This is a genomic window from Streptomyces sp. NPDC030021 (assembly GCF_055574035.1).
Genome location: NZ_JBVIAH010000011.1, coordinates 259455 through 275463 on the forward strand (window position 1 = coordinate 259455; position 16009 = coordinate 275463).

The following is a 16009-nucleotide window of genomic DNA, read 5'->3' on the forward strand; positions in this document are numbered from 1 at the left end:
CGGTCAGGCATCATGCACTGGTCTCGGAACAGCTACCGAAGTCGGGTGATTCCAGAGTTCATTGCCTGCGATATCCCGCTTCATAGAGATGATCCGGGCCATGCACGGGCCAGCGCGATCGCCGGTCCATCGCGCATACCAGCAGACATTGGCAGTCTTCGCTGCCCGTAGCCCGGAGATGGATCCGGGACCGCGTCGTCCTCAATCTCGAGCACAAAGCTAGTCATCAAACTACGCCCCGCTCGCCATCGGTGGTCCGGGCTGAGGTTGCTTCGGTTTGGCGGACATCCGAGATCTGGGGTTGTGCCCTGGGAGGGATGTCCATGATGGAGAACATGCAGAAGAAGAAGCCGCGGCCGCGGCGGCAGTTCACGCCGGACTTCAAGGCCGAGATCGTCGAGCTGTGCCTGCGGGGAGACCGGTCGGTGCCCGAGGTCGTCAGGGATTTCGACCTGACCGAGACCGCTGTCCGCCTCTGGCTGGCCCAGGCCGACGAGAGCCACCAGCCCAAGGACCTGGAGCGCGACGAACGCTCCGAGCTTGCCGAGCTGCGGCGGGAGAACCGCCGCCTGCGGGAGGACATCGAGATCCTCAAGCGGGCCACCTTAGATTCAACCGGTCAAGGCAACGCTCTCGGCTGGTGTCCGGAATCCCAGGCACTTGCGCGGACGGTCGTTGAGCTTCGTCGCGATCGCGTCGAGGTCGTCCTGGCTGAAGGTCGACAGGTTGGTCCCCTTGGGCAGGTACTGGCGGAGCAGCTTGTTGGTGTTCTCGTTGGTGCCTCGTTGCCAGGGGCTTCGTGGGGCCGCGAAGAACACGTCGATGCCGGTGTCGGCGCAGAGGCGTTTATGAGCTGCCAGTTCCATGCCGCGATCCCAGGTCAGCGTGCCGTGCAGGCGGGAATCCATGCGTGCGTAGGCTTCGGGCCAGAGCCGGAACGACCACGGCGGTGTGGCGGCTGGCGAGCTGCACGATGTGGAGAAACCGGGTCTTGCGGTCGACGAGTGTCGCGACCTGGCTGTTGTTCGAGCCGATCACCAGATCGCCTTCCAGGTGCCCGGACTCGCTGCGGTCCTCTGCGGCCAGGGGCCGGTCCTCGATCGTCGGGCATCGATGATCTGTGAGCGCCACTGACCCTTCACCGTGTGTCGTTTGTTCTTCCGGATCGGACGGCCGGTCCGCAGGCGTTTGCAGAGCTCGCGGGGCACCACTTTCCACCGGGTGGTGTAGACCGACCGGTAGATCGTCTCGTGGCTGACCCGCATCTCCGGGTCGTCACCATGATGCAGACGCAGATGCCCGACTATCTGTTCCGGTGACCACTCCTCCCGCAGTAGGGCCAGCACCGTCTGCCTCAGCGCCGGCCTGCGGGCCAGCAGGCACTCTTTCGGACGCCGGCGGCGCTCAAGTGCACGCTCCTGCGCGGGGATCGCCCGATAGACGTCGCGTCCGCCGTTGCTGTTGACCTCACGGCTGACCGTGGACACGGCTCGCCCCAGGAGAGCGGCGATCGCCCGGTAGGAGTCGCCAGCGCACAGACCGCGGGAGATCTCCTCCCGCTCGCCCAGAGTCAAACTTCCGACGCGCTCCTTGCGGGACAGGGGAGCGATTCCTCCGTGGTGCTTGAGGACGGTGAACACCGAGCCAGGCGGCTTGCCTATGCCTCTCGAGATGACGCTGATCGACTCGCCGGACCTCCACCGCCGCCACAGATCGGCCTTCATCTCATCCGACATCCCCGGCCGACCCAGTCTTGCCACTTGTACCGCCCTCAACCTGCACTGTTGCTCTGACCGGTTGCATCTAAGACGGCTTTCTTCGCGAGGGTGACCCGGTGACGGTTCATCCGTTCATCGAGGCGGAGAAGCAGGCAGGTCACAACGTCAAACGGGCGTGTGAGCTGATGAAGGTCTCCCGGTCCGCCTTCTACCAGCGCCGACAGGCCGCCACCCGCCCGCGGGCCCGACGTGATCAGGAACTGACCACGCTGATCAACGAGGTCCACACGCGTTCACGCGGCACCTACGGCGCCCCGCGGATCCACGCAGCCCTGCTGCGTGAGGGCCACGCCTGCGGCCGGCGCCGGATCGCCCGACTCATGCGAGAGGCAGGCGTCGCGGGCCGGCACCGCCGACGCGGCCACCGCACCACCGTCCCTGACCCGCAGGCGGCCTCCCGCCCCGACCTGATCGGCCGCGACTTGCACGGCTCGAACGCGCGGCTGGGCACATAGATTCCTACGCGGTGGTGCGCGAGGGAGCCGCACGCGGCTGGCCGCATCCGTCTGTACTACCCCCGTCGTCGAGGAACTCGCTCATATCAGCCCCAGCCTGTGTCTCAAGTGATCCACTTCTGGAGCTCTCATGCCTGAAGACTGCAGTACGCCATCGACGAACCGAACGACATCGTCCCGCATTTGCCACGGATATTTCAGCAGCCCACGCAGTAGCACCATAGCGGGCGGACTGGCTATCTGGAGCAGGGAGGATGCTATCTCCACGGTCTTTTGCAGCTGCTCAGTCGGGCTGGCGTCGACGTCGTCTCGTGCTGCCGGCGCTTCTGAGACGAGACTGAGAAGAAGGTTCCGCGGCCAGCTCGGCGGAAGCTCGTCCAGCGGTATGAACTGGCGCTCCTGGAAGTCGCTGTAGGAGCGCACCACCGATGGATGAGTCATCACTGAATCAAGAATGATGAGGCGGACCAAGGAATCATCAGCATCCGCATAGAGGGCGGTTAGGAACTCGTCCCGAGGTGGTGCTGTTCGCGTGGCCAGCCACCTCAGATACCAAAGCCAGGACTGCATAGAAAGTAGGTCTGTGTCGCTCGCTGAGAGGTTGACTGCTGCAAGCTGCCCCGGCAGGCTTTCATCGCGTTGAGTGAGCTCGATGAATCGTGAGGCGTATGCCTGGTTGACTTCGTTTCCGTGTACGGGGTTCGTCATGCAATCGATGAAGTTGGCGCTTAGGCCGAGGATGCCCTTCATTTGCGATAATCCTTACGCGTGCAGATGTACGAGAGTGTTGCCAGCGTAAGCCTTACGGACCTTCGCTGCAGCAATAGGGTTGGCCGCCAGTGGGGTCAGAGGGCCGATCAGTGCATTGCGGCGCAGATCGTAGTGGACTGGTTCGAATTCCTCCTCCGCGAGTACCGCGATACGTGCGTCCGTGAAGGAACCGCTGGGCCCGACATGTATAAGCTCATGGTTTGAATCCCAGTCCGAGACGGCCATCCATACGTCACCATGGCGCGTGTACCAGCGGTTGCGCTGGTCGGGCTTGAACAACACGCAGTCGATCTGAAAGGCTGTTCTGAACAAGTTCCGCATGAACTGGTTGGCCAGTTGCGAGTGGCAGGTGAGCAGCAACTGCCGACTACGAGGCTGAAGTACGGTCCACCTCATGTACAACTCCTCCAGAAGCGGCTGGGTGGCGTCATAGACCAGCCATTTCTCCGGAGAGAACCGAGCCACCACGCCAACTCGGCCGAAGATGGCTGATGAGATCGGGAAGGCCAGGGGGGTGACATATGTGGCGTCACCCCACGTGAATCCTGGAGTATCGGAGATGTAAAGGCCCCCACTTCCGGTGCGATAGCTACCGGCATACCGGGCTGAGGTGTACTTAATGACGAGCGGAGTCCTGCGGTCTTCGTCCATGCTTTCGTCGACCAACTGCGCCAGGCGGCTCTCCGAGCACTTCACAACATGCTGGCGGATCTCATCCTGAAAGCGTTGTGGTATGAAGAGCTGCTCCCTCATATCCAACTCCGTTTAAGAAGTTCTGACTGTATGTCCCACACGTTCCGCTGCGAATCACCTGCCGCGAAGCGCAGCGGTGTGGGCCTGACCGGTTCACCCCCCGGTGCTCTTAGTGAGGCATTCAAGCACCACGCTGGCAGGACTACTGGAACGATGTCACCGATGTCGACCCTCAAAGAACGGGAATGACTAGCGGCCAGAGTCTGTGCCCCAGTGAGCCCTGTCTGTTCGAGGACAAGTCCTTCACCGATCACGATTTCGGGATCGCGCAGCCCGGTCAGTTCAAGCAGGGCCATGTACTTTGCGGCGCCGTCTGTGGCCCGAAGCGCGGCCAACTCGCTCTCCCAGGCATCGGCTGGGGTACGAAATGTGGCCACATGATGAAGGGCTGCCTGCAAGGTGGTGCCGACAGCCGAAACCTGGAGACTGCCGTCGCGTCGGTGTGCGGCGAGTGAATCATCCGGATACTCACAGAGCAGGCCCAGGGCGGCAGGGTTTCTCAGCACGAATTCATCGGAGCCGTGATGCGCACCCGAGAGGGTGAGCAAGGCGATCGCGCCACCGATATCAGGGTCGGCGAGGTTGCCGAACCAGGCACGGATGTCCTGTCTAACTTCACCCAGGCTCACGCGCATCGCAGAAGGTTCGGCACTGAATAGCGTCTGCCGGTAAGCGGCTGCCGTTCCCTCCAATTCGCGGACCCTCGCCGCGCGCTCCCCACCCTCCGGGTGCTTCCGCTTAGGCCGCAGGACAGCGATATGCCGCTCTTCGTCAATAGACTCGCGAGTCCATTGATTCTCCGTCACACTGATGAGGAGATCGATGAGGTCGAGGTCGGCGACAAGCCGGCCCCACCACTCAGTGGCAAGCCAACGAAGATCCGCCGGCGGGATCTCTGGCAGGAAGGCAGCACTTCGCACCCGTCCACTGGCAAGTTCCTCGAGTAGGAAGCGCCCCACAACGCCAGGTTGGGCATAGGACGTCCACAGCAGATGGTCCCCAGGTCCCTGCACCGACCGTCCGAGGCGGAGGCCCTCCTGTTCGGACGGTGTTGGCTCATCGATGAAGAGGACGAGGAAGACAGGCTCGTTCACGGCACCTCCTTGGACAGGAGTTGCTCCGTAGATGTCAGCCGGATTGCATGCATCGTCGGCACATCACACATGCTCTACAAACCACCATAGGCCCGCATCGCATTGGTGCCACTTGGGCGCGGATGGCGACGATTTGGGTAGCGCGAAGCGCCGCTCGACCTTCGGCAGCAGTGGCTCGACCACTGCCCACAACTCATCACCTACATCCCTCCGCTTCGGCCGCGTCACCCGCCGAAGGGCCAACCTGATATCGAGAACGGTCCAACCGCATCGTTGATCGTTCTGTTGGAGGTTCTAAGGACCGGGGGAGCCAATCCAGGGTGAGTCCGTTTCGCCTTTCCTGGCCGGGTACGTTCGGGTGTACGCAGACAACCCTCCATTCATTCCGACCTGCTGGGCGAGGGACTGACGGGACTGAATTCGTTGCACAGTGAGCCAAGCACTTCTGAGTCCTGGAGCACTCAGCGACACGTCGTGGTTTCCTTTAATGGGTCGAGCAGAGCATTAAAGGAAAGACAACCACTTCACCCTCCCCGGGCGGGCAGAACGACGCGGTGACCTCTTCCAGAGGCCGTCAGTCACGAGGCCCCAATCTCAACACGCTGACTTGACAGGGAAGTCGAGGATGGCCCACAGCTCGGTGATGTTGTTCTCCACCGGGGTGCCGGTGACCGCGATCCGGCCGCGGGCCGGCACGGCGCGCAGCGCTTTGGCCGTGGCGGAGTTGGGGGTTCTTGATGTGCTGGGCCTCGTCGGCTTTTCGCTACTTGAACATGTTCGCATCGACGCTGACCTGCAATGGAACGTTGAAGACATGTGCGTGACGTTCTCTGGACTGCCCGGCCTGAGGTGACTCGGGGCGGGCTGTCGTCACCTCGAGCGCTGTACCGCTGGGCCCGGTAAGTGCCATGCCTGGCTGCTCGCCGATTCCGGCGCACTCGACCCGCATCGCCCGCGCTGGGATGCAGGCACCTGTATCGACCCATAACGTGGGCAAGGGGTCACTGATCTAGCTCGGTCGGAGGTGACCAGGTGTCGGTCGCAGAGCGGCAAAACCTCGTCCATTGCGTGAAACTCCTCGAGGAACGCATGGGCCAGATCGTCATGGAAGATGGCCCGCTCGTCCCTGAATCGCTCCGAGGAGGCTTTCGGGCCGCGCTGAGGCAGCTCCGCGAGCGCGACGCCTTCAAGCAAGTGCGCGACGCTCTGCGCGTTTACGAGGATGGCGAACCTGTTGAGCAACTAGAGGCTGCCTTGGACCGTGTGGGGCTGAGCGGGCCGAGCCTCCAGTTGAAGCTTGATGTCATTGACTGGTCCGAGGATCGCGCCGAGGGTGCATTGCGACTTGCTCGTGAAGCTCGTCCGCCCACGGGGCGCGACATCGATGACGATCCGAACTTCAACGCTGCGGATCCGCCCGAAGATCCAGATCCACAACGCCGAGCTCTCTGGAAGCGTGCCCGCAAGCTGCTGGGCAAGCTGCTCGAGACCATCGACAACCTCTTCGACAGTCTGATCAGCGCGATCCCAATCCCCGGTGTTGGAGAGGCCATTCGCGAAATCAAGAAGGCCCTGGAGTCAGTCCTAGCCCGGTAGTGACCGGAAGCGGGCAAGTTGCGACGGCGCGAGGGCGACGCGCGGAGCCAGATCTCTGGCCAGCCTCGATACTGTCGGCCAGCCTTGCCGTGACGTCGTGCGCATGCCATTTGCCATGGCCTGCTAGCCGTGACCGGACGAGTCTGCTAAGACGTCATCTCATTTGGTCAGTCTTCGGTAGCAGATGAGGGTGCAGGCGATGCTGGTGAAGGCAAGGAAGTGTTCGGCTTTGCGCTCGTAGCGGCGGTGGAGGCGGCGGCAGCCGGCGAGCCAGGCCATGGTGCGTTCGATGGTCCAGCGGTGGCGGCCCAGTCGCTGCGAGGACTCGATGCCCCTGCGGGCTATGCGGTGCTTGATGCCACGTCCGCGTAACCATCGTCGCAGGTGGGCGTAGTCGTAGCCTTTGTCCGCGTGGAGCTTGGCGGGCTTGCGTCGTCGGCGTCCGCGGCGTGAACGGATGGGCGGTATTCCGCGGACGAGGGGTTCGAGGGCCTGACTGTCGTGCAGCTTCGCGCCAGAGATTCCGACGGACAGGGGCAGACCGGTCCGCTCCGTGATCAAGTGGATCTTCGACCCGAACTTGCCCCGGTCAACAGGATTCGGACCCGTCAGGTCCCCCTTTTCAGAGCCCGCATGTTCACCGAGTCGATCGCGCAGCGGGACCAGTCCAGCTCACCGCGAGCGCCAAGCTCGTCGAGGACCAGGCGGTGAAGCTTGGCCCACACCCTGGCTTTCGTCCACTCGGTGAAGCGCCGGTGGGCTGTCGCCCCCGACGGCCCGAACGACGCCGTCGGCAGCTGCTGCCATGTGCAGCCCGACGTGGCAACGAACACGATCGCGGCGAGCACTTCCCGGTCACCATACCGACGCCGGCCACCACCCTGCGGCCGCGAAGGCGCCTCCGGCACCACCCGCTGGAACAGCACCCACAACTCATCCGGCACCAGCCGCTCAACGATCCCCACCACAGCCGACAGCCTACCCAAGTCGCCAATTGAGATGGCTTCTAAACAGGGGATGAGCCGATATGAGTGGTGTACCGCTTTGAGGCCCTTCCAGCCCTTGAGGAACGACGACCCTGCCGTTGTGGGCGGATACCGGCTGGCGGCGATCCAGGGTGCGGGCGGCATGGGCAAGGTGTACCTGTCGTTCACACCTGGCGGGCGGCCCGTCGCGCTGAAGGTGATCCGGCCCGAGTTCAGTGCTGGCGTGCCTGTTCGCCGCAGCGTGGCCAGGCACGACTGGAAACCGCGACAGCACACTACGACCCGGCCCCTACCAACACCTGGCCGAGGAATTCGACCGCCGCCTCAAAGCCCTGGAACAGCGGGAGACAGAACTCGCCGAACTCAAGGAGTTCAAGCAGCTTGCGTTCTCCCGCATCTCGTCCCAACACCTCGAGATCGAGCGCCTACGTGAGGAGACCGTGCCGACCTCAAAGTGACCAGGCTGCCCCGCAGGGCCATAGATATTAGGTGAAGCAGAGCAGTGGTTTACGAAATTCCTCGCTTCAGCGCGGGTTGTCGCCTGAGGCGGGCGGGAGAGAAGGGCGGGCGCGGAGCCGTTGGGTGATCGTGTCGCCGAGCCTGACGTCGAGGAAGTCGGCGTGGTCGATGCCGAGCTGTCCGGCCAGGTCGGTGGTGTGGAGACGGGTAGCGGCCTCTGCCAGCTGGGCGTAAGTGTCGGTGGCGCTTCGGATGCGGTGCCGGGCGGTCAGGGCGAGGGCGGCGGCAAGCGGGGCGGCTGGCCACCACCATGCGGTCAGCGGCGCGTACAGGATGGCCCAGCCGGCGAGGGTGGTGGCGCGGGTGAGGGCTTGTTCGGCGGCTGTGATCTCGGCGCGGGTGGCGTCGGGCAGGGTGAGCCACAGGTGCGGCCACAGAACGGGCAGGTCCAAGTGATGGTCGCGCTCGAGGCGGACGGCAACGGCGTGGATGCGGTCCCCACTCCACGTGGGCCGGTCCGGCTCCTCCGCGGCGATGCGATTCATCGCATGGTGCGCGGCGCGTCGTTGAGCGGGATCGGCCCTACGGCGCTGGACGGCCAGGGTGCGGGCGTCGGCGTCCAGTTGCTGTCGGTAGCGGTGCTGGGCGGCGGTCCAGCGAGCGCGGCGGCGGGTGACGCGGATGCGTGCCCACTGCCGCAGTGGGGCCGGCCAGGTACGCCAGCTGGCGGCCAGTACAGTGCGCTGCACCAGTGTTCCCAAGCCTTGCGCGACCAGCCCGGCCGCCGCAGCGGCGGCGAGGACCGCGCCGAGAAGCACGACTTGGCCACCCAAGGTGGATACGGCGGGGGTCTTCGCCCAGCGGGTGATCTGGCCTATGAGACGTGGGTAGTCCAGGGCGTGGGCCTGCCCGAGGGTTCGGGCGGTGACGGCAGTGGTGAGGAAGAGCGCCCCAGGCAGGACCAGCAGCGTCAGCCAGCGCTCGGCAAGCTTCTGCCCGAGGGCGTTGAGGAAGCCGCCCACCACTACAGCCTTTCTCGGCGTAGGGGTCGACCGCTGATCCGGCAGTGGGGAGCTTCGTGGCCGTCGGGCCAGCTGTACCGCGAGCACTGGCTCGTCGGGCACAGCAATACCACTTCCTCAGGCGTGGCAGGGTCGATCCCTAGAGGGTTCAACCCACGTGCGCCACCGTGGATGCCCGCAGCGTCGCCTGCAGCCAGCAATGCCTCATGGAGTGCGTTCAGCGGTGCCATGAGATCTTCCGCGTCGCGCAGCGCAGCTAGAAAGCGCTCCAGCGGAGTCGCGCCTTGGGGGCTGTGCGCTTGCAGGGAGGACCGTATGCGGTGCAGCTGGTCGCACACGTAGGCGACGTCTTCGCGCGACTGCATGTCTCTGCCGCTGTCGTACTGATCAGGCATCCCGCACCCCCGTTCGCTGCTTCCTATGGCCGTGCGCGGAGGCTAGGTCACTGCACGTGGCCGTGGCCGTGGTCTGCGCACTCATGCTCTCCGAACTCCCCCTTTCCGTGCAACTACCTGACACTATTTGGTAGTTGACGGATCGGCAGTTACGGGGAGGGCGCATGGGGCAGCGCGAGGAACTGCAGGCCGTGGTATGGAAGAGGCTGGATCTGGTGATGGCCACGGATGACTGGTCCCCAGTATTGGAGCCGGCGGCGCTGGACGAGGCGTATCGTCTTGCCGAGTACGTTTCCGACCACGCGGATGGTCTCGAAGCCGCTTACGTCTTGGGGTGGCTGCACTACTACCGCGCTAAAGCTCGCTCCCCGGAGGAAGCCCAACAGGACTGGGACGCCACACTCCAGTTCTTCACGCGGTGCTTCGTCGCGGGGATGGATCCTCTGCCGCAGGAACTGCTCGCCCCGCTCGCTGCGCGGTCGGTACCCATTGCGACGGAGTGGCTCGACCGCACTGCGAGCACACCAGTGGACGCCACTCTCCTAGCACCTAGCGTGGCGTTGTGGAGGCGCATCACGGGCAGCATCCCCGAAGACCACTCCCACTACGTTCCCTGCCTGACCGGCCTAGCTATGGCCCTGGAAAGTCAGTACAAGCACACGGGGACGCTGGCGGACTTGGATGAGGAGGTGGAGGTACGCCGCCGTGTCACCCAAGCCGACCTCCCCGATGCCCCCGGCCGTGCCACTTACCTCTCCAGCTTGTATTTCGTTCTGAGTGAGAGGTTTGATCGGACTGGAGTCCGCGAGGATTTGAACGAGGCGGTAGAAGCAATTCGGGATGCCGCCCGAGCCGCCCCCCTCGATCACCCCGCCCGAGTCCTTTGGCTGACCCAACTCGGCCACGTTCTGCGGGAGCGGTTTGACCGCACCGGGGTCCGCGAGGACTTAGACGAGGCGGTAGAAGCAATTCGGGATGGCGCCCAAGCCACCCCCCTCGATCACCCCAACCGCGCACTCCACCTGGCCCGCCTCGGAAATGTCCTTCACGCGCGGTTCAAGCTCAACGGGACGCCGGATGATTTGGACGAGGCGGTGGAGGCATGGCGGGACGCCACCCAAGCCACCCCCAGCGACCCCGACGTATCCGCTTACCTGTCCGGCTTCGGTCTCGCTCTGCAAGCGCGGTTCGAACGTACCGGGATGCTGACGGATTCAGACGAGGCGGTGGAGGCGGCCCGCGGTGCCATCCGATTCACACCCCTCGATCATCGCGACCGCGCCCCGTACATGGACAACCTCGGCGTGGCTCTGCGGGAGCGGTATGAGCGTACGGGGACGCTGGCGGATTTGGATGAGGCAGTGGAGGCGGCTCGCAGCAGCACCCGGATAACTCCCCCCGGCCATTCCGATCGCGCCCTCTTCCAGTCGCGCCTCGGCGACGTGCTGCAAACCCGGTTCGGACGCACCGGCACGCCTGAGGACTTGGACGAGCTGGTGGAAGCACGCCGCAATGCGCTCAAAGCCGTACCCCTCGAGAACGCCGACCGCGCCGTTTGCCGGACCGCCCTTGGCATCGCTCTGCGGATACGCTTCGAGCAAACCGGGTCGATGAAGGACCTCGACGAGGCGGTGGAAGTGGCCCGAGGCAGCGTCCGAGCAACTCCGCTCGAGCACCCTGACCGCGTCGATCGCCTGAAGAGCCTCGGGTGGGCTCTGAGCACACGGTTTGAGCGCACCGAGGACCGCGAAGATCTGGATGAGGCGGTGAAGGCCCGCCACAGTGCCGCCGAAGCCACCCCCTTAGATCACCCCGACCGCTTCCTCAACCTGGCCTACCTGGGAGACATCCTTCAGACACGGTTTGAACGCACCGGGACGCTGGAGAACCTGAATGAAGTTGTGGAAGCGCGCCAAGCTACTACCCGAGCCATCCCTCTCGAGCACTCTGGCCGCGCCGTCTGCATGTACTCTCTCGGGCACGCCCTGCGGACGCGGTTCGAGCGGATCGGCCAGTTGGCCGATCTGGACGAGGCAGTGGAAGCGAGCCGGGTCGCCGTCCAAACGACTCCGCACGACCACCCAGATCGGGCAAGGCGCCTGTACAGCCTCGGAGATATTCTTCGGGCCCGGTTCGAGCGTGCTGGGGACCGCCAGGATCTGGATGAAGGGGTGGAGGCGGCCCGGGCCTCCGTCCAAGCCACCCCTCTCGATCACATCAGCCGCGCCCCTCGCCTGTCCTACCTCGGTAACGCTCTGCACTCACGGTTCAAGCGGACCGGGCAGTTGACGGATCTGGATGACGCAGTGGAGGCAGGCCGCGCTGCTGTCCAAGCCGCCCCACCCGGCCACCTAAATCGCGAGAGTTGCCAGCACAATCTCATTGTCACTCTGCTGGAGTGGCTTGAGCACACTGGGGACCGCAAGGATTTCGATGAGGCAGTAGAGATGGCCCGGGGTGTCGTCCAAGCCACCCCCCTCGATGAGCCGGCCCGCGCTATTCGCCTGTCCGCCCTCGGTGCCGCCCTCAAGCTGCGTTTCGACCGAACCGGGCATATGGCGGATCTGGATGACGCAGTAGAGGCAGGCCGCGCTGGCGTCCAAGCCAGACAGCACGACGACCCCAGCGGCCGGGCCAGCAGCCTGTCCAACCTTGCCTACGCCCTGTGGGAGCGGTTCGACCGCACTGGGACATTGGCCGATCGGGAGGAGGCGCTGTCCGTACAAGAACAGGTGATTGCGCTGGAGGCAGCCCCGCCGCGGAGCCGCGTCAATGCCGCCCGTACGGCCGGCCTCTGGGCCGCATCCTCGGATCCCGGCCGGGCGGCCAGGTTCTTGGAGCGGGCGGTGCTGATGATGCCGGAAGCGGCACCGCGCAGGCTACGTCGGGCGGACCAGCAGCACGTCCTCATCAACAGCACCGGCCTCTCCACAGAGGCGCCCGCCCTGGCCTTGGCCGACCCCAGCGGAAGCGCTGAAGAACGGGCCGTCCGGGCGCTGCGCCTGTCCGAGGCAGGGCGCGCAGTCATCCTGTCCCAAGCACTTCAGACCCGAAGCGACTTGACTGACCTGCAGGCCCAACATCCGGACTTGGCAAGACGTTTCTCCGAGCTCCGCGTGCTCCTTGACCAGGACGGTGCTGTCGGGGGCACAGCGGGCGACTTCGGACAGGCCGAGACGACGAGCCGCGAGCGCCATCGGCTGGCGGAGGAGTTGGAGAAGCTCCTAGAATGCATCCGGACCTGCAACGGCTTCACCACGTTCGGCCTGCCCCCCACGCCTGCCGATCTTCTAACCGAAGCTACTGACGGCCCCGTGGTGACATTCAACGTCAGCAACTTCCGCAGTGATGCGCTCCTACTCACCCGCAACGGCATCAGTTCCTGCCCACTACCAGGACTCGCCCGGCAAACAGTCCAAGATCAGGTGAGCGCCTTCTACCAGGCACTTGCCGAGACGACGGCGCCTGACGGAGACCGCATCGGCGCACAACAGAGCCTGCGCCAGATCCTGGAATGGCTCTGGGAAGCGGCCGTCGAGCCGGCCCTGGACGCCCTGACCACTCTGGGTGAGGCGATCCCTCCAGCCCAAAACGATTGTCCTTTGCCACGGGTGTGGTGGGCACCAGGCGCCCTCCTCGGACAGCTCCCCCTGCACGCTGCGGGGTTCCACACCGACCCCGCACATGGCCCGCACCGCCGCACAGCCCTGGACAGGGTTATCTCGTCCTATACCCCAACCATCCGTGCGCTTCGGCACGCCCGTGGACGCCGGCAATCACCAGACAGCCCCGCTCAGTCCCTGATCGTCGCCATGCCGACTACCCCCGGTCACAGCCCCCTGAGGCATGCAGCCGAGGAGGCCCGCCGAATCCGCGCGCTCCTCCACCACCCAGTCCAACTCACCGAACCTGCCGCAGCCGCAAACGGCGCCTCGCTCTTAGCGAATCCCGATATTCCGACCGCAGCCAATGTCCTAGAACGCCTACCCCATTGCGCCATCGTTCACTTCGCCTGCCACGGCACCAGCGACCGCAACGACCCCTCCCACAGCCGCCTGCTCCTGCACGACCACGCCACGGCGCCGCTCACCGTCTCCACCCTCGCCCAGGTCAACCTCGACCACGCCCGGCTGGCCTATCTCTCCGCCTGTAGCACCGCAAACCCGGGCAGCTCCGGCCTGCGGGACGAAGCCGTCCACCTCACCAGCGCCTTCCAACTCGCTGGATTCCCCCATGTCATCGGTACCCTGTGGCCAATTGACGACCGCTTGGCCGTCGAGATCGCCGAATCCTTCTACACCCATCTGACTACCGGCCCGCCCGGATCGCTCGACCCCGATCAAGCCGCGATCGCCCTCCACCACACCATCCGCGCGGCACGCGACCGCTACCCAGCAACCCCCTCCCTATGGGCTGCCTACCTCCACGTCGGCGCATAGACGGGCAGGGCGCGGCACGCATCGCGGGCCGCTCCGCCGACGGTGAACTGCTCGCCGTGCACGTCACGCGCAGTGACGGGCTGGCCGCAGGCGTCTCGCACGCGGCCTTGGCCGTCCAGCGGGCCCTCGTAGAGGATCTCGGTGGCAGCTACCACTCGGTCGTCGGCGACGAGGTACCCACCGCCTTGGTGGACTTCGCCATGGCCGAGAACGCCACCCAACTGGTCCTCGGTACGAGCCGCCGCCGTCGGCTGGAACGATTCATCACCGGCCGGGGCATCGGCGAGACCGTGGTGGCGCTGTCGGAGGACATCGACGTCCACATGGTCACGCACGAGCGGGCGGGCCACGGCCGGCTGCTGCCCTCCCGCAGACGCACCCTCCCCACCTCCCGGCTCATCGCCGGACCGGTCGCCACCCTGCTGCTCCCCTTACTGCTCACGCTCGCCCTCGACCGCATGCGCGGCACGCTGAACCTCACCAGCGAGGCACTGCTGTTCCTGGTGGCCGTCGTGGGCGTGGCCTGCATCGGCGGTGTGGTCTCCGCTCTGATCGCGGCGCACACCGCCGGGGTTCGGACCAAGATCCGGGCCAGTCACGGACCAGCGCCCCACCGGCGGCAGTAATCACCCTCATTCCTGCAGGTCAGGAGTGGTGCCGGTCGTGTACCACCAGTACACGAAGAACTTATTAGTAAGTTACTCCCCCAAGAAGCTCGGCTTCTTCTAAGAAGTTGAGAACGGTGCCTGACCTGCACAAACGACCGGTCAGGCACCGTTGCCCTGGTCTCGAACGGCTACCGAAATCGGGTGATTGCAGAGTTCACTTGCCTCCGATATCTCACTTCACAGGGAAGATCCGGGCCGTGCACGGGCCAGCGCGATCGCCGGTCCACCGCGCATACCAGCAGACGCAGAGCCCTTTCCAAACTGATGGTGGCGGCCGGTCGTTGTCGGGGATGGGCTGCACAAAACGGCAAAGCTGCTGATAGACGCTTCTCGACCAAGATCACCATGTCCGCTAGGAACTTCGCGTGACACGGGTGATGCAGTCGCCGGTGAGGCTGCCCGCTACTGGCGAGGGCTCTGCGGCACCGGCTCAGCCGCATTGCGACGGGAGCGCTCGCACGCTTCCAGCCGGGCGCCACGGACCGTCATCCCGGTCCGTCGCTGCACCTCATCGACGCTGCTGGCGGCGGGGAAGGCTGACTGCAGCAGGATTGCTTCGGGTTCTCTCGCCGTTCGGTGCTCACGGAGGGTCTCCCTTCGGTCGGCAACCTCCTGCAACACGTACTGGACTACGGCCAGTTCGGCACGGCCGCGGGCACGCAGGCTGCGTCGCAGCGGCTCCCCCGTCGAGCAGGAGCGTACCGCTGCAGAGGGAGTGCAGTCCGGCCAGGCCGCGTCCGAGGGTGGTCTTGCCGCTGCCGGAACGGCCGACGAGTGCCAGGCACTCCCCCGCCACGACCGAAACCGCGATGTCGCTCAGCACGTCGGCGGTCCCTTGACGGGTTCGGTGCCGCGCGGTCAGGTTCCGCGTCTCCAGGCGTACGGGCCGTCGCGCGCGCCGCCCTGCTGGTGCGGGGCCGCTCCGGCATAAGAACGGCTAACGAAATGAGCGGCACAACGGGCTCGGGGGCATGAGGCTGTGGGGTCAGGCGTCCTTGACAGTGAGGCCGATGTGCTGGGCCAGGGCCGGGGCGAGGTCGAGCAGCTGGGGAGTGCTGATGGTGGCGCCCTTGAGAGCTGCCACGCCGGAGGTGATGCCCAGTGCGGTCGCCTCGCTCAGGTCGACTCGGGTAAGGGTGGCTTTGGTGAGGTCGACTCCGTCGAGCGTCGTTCCTGGGAATGAGACGCCGGTCAGGGTCGCGCCTGCGAAGTCGACGTCGCGCAGCAGGCAGTCGACGAAGGTGACGTTCGCCAGCTGAGCCGCACGCAGGTTGACCGAGTCGAACTTGCAGTGGTGGAAGACGGCGCGGCGCATCTGGGTCCCGTGGAGCTGGGTGCCGGCCAGGAGGCTGGAGAGGCATTCTGTGTGTGGGCGAAGGCGCGCTCGACAACCCAGCGCCTGGCACCCAGTCCGGAGCCGTGCTCCGTACCCCGCCTGGCGATCACCGGTTTCACACCGAGAGCCCAGACAAGGCGGCGGTACTTGTCGTGGTCCTAACTTGACTCTGTCGGGGATCTTGGAGTTGCCCGGTGCGCCGGCGTGATCGGTGGGCATGCTCGGGGTGTTCCGAGAGCCCACGCAGTTGTCGAGGT

Annotated in this window: 12 protein-coding genes and 5 pseudogenes; 6 read left to right on the forward strand and 11 right to left on the reverse strand. The window is 65.2% G+C overall.

Features of this window, described 5'->3' with window-relative positions; genetic code table 11:
- Positions 1-335: 335 nt before the first annotated feature.
- Positions 336-566 (forward strand): annotated as a pseudogene (locus ACZ4YL_RS23140) (transposase); the annotation flags it as partial.
- Positions 567-611: 45 nt separating this feature from the next.
- On the opposite strand, the gene ACZ4YL_RS23145 reads toward ACZ4YL_RS23140, so the two are convergent.
- Positions 612-908: an IS30 family transposase gene (locus ACZ4YL_RS23145; RefSeq protein ID WP_468118933.1), complete on the reverse strand. Its 297-nt coding sequence runs from the start codon at positions 906-908 to the stop codon at positions 612-614.
- Positions 909-1034: 126 nt separating this feature from the next.
- Entirely contained in the window at positions 1035-1724 is a 690-nt protein-coding gene (locus ACZ4YL_RS23150) for a transposase (RefSeq protein ID WP_468118934.1), read from the reverse strand.
- Positions 1725-1834: 110 nt separating this feature from the next.
- Here ACZ4YL_RS23150 and ACZ4YL_RS23155 point away from each other — a divergent pair, with 110 nt between their 5' ends.
- A complete protein-coding gene (locus ACZ4YL_RS23155) occupies positions 1835-2233 on the forward strand; it encodes an IS3 family transposase (protein ID WP_468118935.1) in 399 nt (132 codons plus the stop codon).
- Between the two features lie 81 nt (positions 2234-2314).
- Here the strand turns inward: ACZ4YL_RS23155 and ACZ4YL_RS23160 are convergent, their stop codons facing one another.
- The 4 genes and pseudogenes from ACZ4YL_RS23160 to ACZ4YL_RS23175 form a co-directional block, all read right to left on the reverse strand.
- On the reverse strand, positions 2315-2983 hold the full coding sequence (locus tag ACZ4YL_RS23160; protein WP_468118936.1) for a hypothetical protein: 669 nt from the start codon (positions 2981-2983) through the stop codon (positions 2315-2317).
- A 12-nt stretch (positions 2984-2995) separates the two neighbouring features.
- Positions 2996-3757 (reverse strand): hypothetical protein, encoded by a 762-nt coding sequence (locus tag ACZ4YL_RS23165; RefSeq protein WP_468118938.1) that lies wholly within the window; start codon positions 3755-3757, stop codon positions 2996-2998.
- Positions 3754-4851, reverse strand: a complete 1098-nt coding sequence (locus tag ACZ4YL_RS23170) for a hypothetical protein (protein WP_468118940.1) — start codon at positions 4849-4851, stop codon at positions 3754-3756. Before ACZ4YL_RS23170 ends, ACZ4YL_RS23165 begins: the two co-directional genes overlap by 4 nt.
- A 615-nt stretch (positions 4852-5466) precedes the next feature.
- A pseudogene (locus tag ACZ4YL_RS23175) lies at positions 5467-5608 on the reverse strand (SNF2-related protein); the annotation flags it as partial.
- A 275-nt stretch (positions 5609-5883) separates the two neighbouring features.
- On the opposite strand from ACZ4YL_RS23175, the gene ACZ4YL_RS23180 reads away from it, so the two are divergent.
- Positions 5884-6447 (forward strand): hypothetical protein, encoded by a 564-nt coding sequence (locus ACZ4YL_RS23180; RefSeq protein WP_468118942.1) that lies wholly within the window; start codon positions 5884-5886, stop codon positions 6445-6447.
- A 159-nt stretch (positions 6448-6606) separates the two neighbouring features.
- Here ACZ4YL_RS23180 and ACZ4YL_RS23185 read toward each other — a convergent pair.
- Positions 6607-7406 (reverse strand): IS5 family transposase gene (locus ACZ4YL_RS23185; RefSeq protein WP_468118974.1). Its coding sequence is split into 2 segments (ribosomal slippage): positions 6607-7068 and positions 7071-7406, totalling 798 coding nucleotides; the frame shifts between segments, so codons are not numbered across the junction.
- A 58-nt stretch (positions 7407-7464) separates the two neighbouring features.
- Here ACZ4YL_RS23185 and ACZ4YL_RS23190 point away from each other — a divergent pair.
- Positions 7465-7683: pseudogene (locus tag ACZ4YL_RS23190) on the forward strand (hypothetical protein); the annotation flags it as partial.
- Positions 7684-7957: 274 nt separating this feature from the next.
- Here the strand turns inward: ACZ4YL_RS23190 and ACZ4YL_RS23195 are convergent.
- Entirely contained in the window at positions 7958-8914 is a 957-nt protein-coding gene (locus ACZ4YL_RS23195) for a hypothetical protein (protein ID WP_468118944.1), read from the reverse strand.
- A gap of 559 nt (positions 8915-9473) precedes the next feature.
- Between ACZ4YL_RS23195 and ACZ4YL_RS23200 the strand changes: the two genes are divergently transcribed.
- Positions 9474-13748 (forward strand): CHAT domain-containing protein, encoded by a 4275-nt coding sequence (locus ACZ4YL_RS23200; protein WP_468118945.1) that lies wholly within the window; start codon positions 9474-9476, stop codon positions 13746-13748.
- A gap of 11 nt (positions 13749-13759) precedes the next feature.
- A pseudogene (locus ACZ4YL_RS23205) lies at positions 13760-14323 on the forward strand (adenine nucleotide alpha hydrolase family protein); the annotation flags it as partial.
- A gap of 673 nt (positions 14324-14996) precedes the next feature.
- Here the strand turns inward: ACZ4YL_RS23205 and ACZ4YL_RS23210 are convergent.
- From ACZ4YL_RS23210 to ACZ4YL_RS23220, 3 genes and pseudogenes are all read right to left on the reverse strand, one after another.
- The gene (locus ACZ4YL_RS23210) at positions 14997-15239 is read right to left on the reverse strand and encodes an ATP-binding cassette domain-containing protein (protein WP_468118946.1); all 243 of its coding nucleotides are present in this window, start codon (positions 15237-15239) and stop codon (positions 14997-14999) included.
- A gap of 162 nt (positions 15240-15401) precedes the next feature.
- Complete coding sequence (locus ACZ4YL_RS23215; protein ID WP_468118975.1) at positions 15402-15812, reverse strand: pentapeptide repeat-containing protein; 411 nt, start codon at positions 15810-15812, stop codon at positions 15402-15404.
- A pseudogene (locus ACZ4YL_RS23220) lies at positions 15788-15874 on the reverse strand (IS5/IS1182 family transposase); the annotation flags it as partial. The gene ACZ4YL_RS23215 and the pseudogene ACZ4YL_RS23220, both read right to left, overlap by 25 nt.
- Positions 15875-16009 lie beyond the last annotated feature (135 nt).